Source organism: Moraxella sp., from assembly GCF_024227015.1.
Classification (GTDB): Bacteria; Pseudomonadota; Gammaproteobacteria; order Pseudomonadales; family Moraxellaceae; genus Moraxella.
The window spans coordinates 1-3,235 of sequence record NZ_JAAELD010000336.1 but is presented as its reverse complement, the minus strand read 5'-3'; the positions used below and the strand labels follow the sequence as shown (position 1 = coordinate 3,235).

Sequence of the window (3,235 nt, the reverse complement as noted above, 5' to 3'; positions counted from 1 at the left end):
TGCCTGTTATGTCCGCCAAAGCAGTGGTGACAGCGTTATAATCCGCCATGGCGATGCCTGCATTCTGTAGGGCAATCTTGGCATCATCATTTAATTTTTGTTCATCAACAAACAATACAGCGCTATCTTTACCAATCAATAAATGCGATAAAAACACAGGGTTAAACGACACATCACTACCACGCAAATCAGTCAGCCAAGCAATGTCATCAAGGCTAGAAATCAAGTGAAAATCCGCCCCAAGCTCGTTCATTTTGGTGCGTACTTTGGTCAGTTTATCAGCTGATGTACCATCCAAAAACTCGCTTGGATGCGGATAGATGGCCTCAGTTGGTAGGCTTGGACGATCATCCCAAACTTCCGCCAACAAATCAAGGTGCGTGAACAGCTCAATACCCTTACCTGCAAAAGCCTGGCTTAGGCTGTCAAATTCTACCACCGACAACACAGCGCCATCAATGGCAACCTTGGCACCATTTGGCAAATTGTCCGCCAAAAACTTACCAAAGGTTGGACGCCCCTGTTCCATCTTTTGAAGTTCGATGCCTGTATCGGCAAGCTGCATCGGCGCCTGCACCCAGTAACGGCTATCCGTCCACACACCTGCAAAATCTTGCGTGATCGCCAATGTGCCCACCGAGCCTGAGAAGCCTGACAGCCATTTTCGGCCTTGCCAGTACTTGGGCAGATACTCAGACATGTGTGGATCTGCCGACGGCACGATGATGGCATCGATGCCGTTTTTTTGCATGAGCGCGCGAAGCTTTGTGATGCGTTCGCGACGAATTTGGGCTGATACCGCCATAGATGCTCCTGATTATTCTTATTAGATTGAATGCTGAAATTCTATCATAATCCGTTATTTTTTACACGATTGCGATTTTAATGACCAAGCATCGTCATCGATTTATCAAAAAATCGTGGTACAATTCACCCCCTCCAAAAAAACTTATCAGCAGCCACAGTCATGCTTACCACCACCCAGATCGACCGCCTGCGTACTTATCGAGTGATGCTTCTTGCCTTTGCAGCATTCATTTTTAATACCACAGAATTCATTCCCATCGCCCTACTCTCAGACATCGGCACAAGCTTTAGCATGCCTGTCGATAAAGTAGGCATCATGATGACCGTCTATGCCTGGATCGTCGCACTTGCCTCGCTGCCGCTCATGCTTGCGACTGCCAAAATGGAGCGAAAGCGATTGCTAGTTGGCGTATTCACGCTGTTCGTGGCAAGTCATATTTTATCAGCGGTGGCGACTATCTTTGGCGTTTTGCTCATCGCGCGTACAGGCGTGGCCTTGGCTCATGCGATCTTTTGGTCGATTACCGCAAGCCTCGTCGTACGTCTGGCCGCCAAGGACAAACGCACCAAAGCATTAGGCCTGCTTGCCACAGGTTCTGCACTTGCTACCGTACTGGGCTTGCCGATCGGGCGATTGGTGGGTCAGTATCTAGGCTGGCGAGCAAGCTTTGCACTCATTGGTGTATTGGCATTGATTTGCCTTGTGATCTTATGGAAAATCCTGCCAAATCTACCCAGTCGTAATGTCGGCAACATCAAAAGCCTGCCCGACATCCTAAAAAACACACCGCTATTATTGGTGTATCTGATGATAATACTCATCGTGACCGCACATTTTACTGCTTATAGCTATATTGAGCCATTCATGCTGAACATGGTGAATTTCTCGGCGAACTTTGCAACTTGGATATTGCTAATGTTTGGGCTTGCAGGCATTGTGGCAAGCATGCTCTTTGGTCGTTATTATGAACGTATGGAAAGATCGTTTTTATGGCTTGCCATGATGGCGATCGCCTTAGGGCTTAGTGCATTATTCTTGCTTTCTGACATGCGGGCGCTTTGGGTTATTAATGCCTTCTTGTGGGGCATTGGTGCGACTACCATCAGTCTGGTGCTACAGATACAGGTGCTGCGTCTGGCGCCAAAAGCCACAGACGTTGCCATGAGTCTATTCTCAGGGATATTTAATATCGGCATTGGCGGCGGTGCGTTGCTTGGGGGCATCGTCATCGCACAGATGAGCTTGATTCATATTGGACACGTTGGCGCGGCAGTCGCACTTCTTGCGATGCTGGCTGCATGGGCTTACACACGACGCTTGGCATAACACCCAAAAATAAAACCCTTAGCAGTTGCAAGGGTTTTATGATAATGTGTAAATTTATTCAGTTTTCGCTGCTTCTTTATCTTCAGCAGATTCAGGTGCAGGCGCGGCATTGGTTGTGTCGCTCGGTGCAGATGCAGCAGCAGGCGTCTCAGCAGTCGCGGTTGCTTGAGTTGGTGCTTGCGCGTTTTCTGGTGTTTGGTCTAGCTTGTCCTGAGCTTCAGCCACTGCAGCATCGCTGGCTTGAGTTGCTGGTGCTTCGGTAGCTTCTGCGGCAGGTGCAGTTTCTTCTGCAGGTGCAACTGTGGCTTCTGTGGCAGGTGCAGTTTCTGCAGCAGCTTCAGCTTCTGCGGCAGCAACTTCTTCAGCCGTTGGTGCTTTTGGCTGATGCTCGCCTGCTGGACGTAACCAAGCAAAAATACCGATCGCCGCAATCATTACAAGTAAAAGAACGGTACCAACCAATGCTGTTAGCGTCTCTTTGGTTGGGTTATTATTTGATGCATCATGTGCCATAAATCACCTGTCATTAAGATGGGTTAATTGTAAATACAAAATAAGATAAATTTACCCTATTATATACCAAATTTTGCGATTTTGTACAATTCCTTTGGTCGATTAAGGAATTATTACACAAAATTTGGGTAAAATTCGTTAATTTTTAATCGCGAACACCTTTGCCGGTGTAGTATTTTTGGGTTCTGCTGGTTTTTGATTTGCCGTATTTCGCCACGAAACTCAGCAAAATCAGCAGCGCACTCAACACCAGAATCGGATAGCTGCCGAATCTTACAAATGGCGTTACACCCGACATAGATTCGACCTCACCGCGCAATACCGTACGCTCAAACTGCGGTGCTTGATTCACGATTTGACCTTTTTGGTTGATGATGGCGGTCACACCTGTATTTGTCGCACGCACAAAATAACGCCCCGTCTCAAGGCTTCGCATCTGAACCATCTGCAAGTGCTGCCAAGGACCTGCCGAACTGCCGAACCATGCATCATTCGAGATCGTCATGAGAAAATCGGTGTTCTTAGTATTATGTCGAGTCGTCTCAGGGTATGCCACCTCATAACAGATGGCAGCGCTGACGTTTTGCC

The 3,235-nt window shown here is 47.8% G+C and carries 4 protein-coding genes; 1 reads left to right on the top strand and 3 read right to left on the bottom strand.

The window, feature by feature from the left end:
- Nucleotides 1-805: aminopeptidase P family N-terminal domain-containing protein (locus GY683_RS07515; protein WP_297288143.1), on the bottom strand; the 805-nt coding region annotated here is incomplete at its 3' end.
- A 162-nt stretch (nucleotides 806-967) separates the two neighbouring features.
- Here GY683_RS07515 and GY683_RS07510 point away from each other — a divergent pair.
- Entirely contained in the window at nucleotides 968-2,134 is a 1,167-nt protein-coding gene (locus GY683_RS07510) for a sugar transporter (protein WP_297288142.1), read from the top strand.
- 54 nt (nucleotides 2,135-2,188) lie between these two features.
- Here GY683_RS07510 and GY683_RS07505 read toward each other — a convergent pair whose 3' ends face one another.
- Together GY683_RS07505 and GY683_RS07500 are read right to left on the bottom strand one after the other, a co-directional pair.
- Nucleotides 2,189-2,647, bottom strand: a complete 459-nt coding sequence (locus tag GY683_RS07505) for a hypothetical protein (protein ID WP_297288141.1) — start codon at nucleotides 2,645-2,647, stop codon at nucleotides 2,189-2,191.
- A 145-nt stretch (nucleotides 2,648-2,792) separates the two neighbouring features.
- A partial coding sequence (locus tag GY683_RS07500; protein WP_297288140.1) for an apolipoprotein N-acyltransferase occupies nucleotides 2,793-3,235 on the bottom strand: 443 nt, incomplete at its 5' end.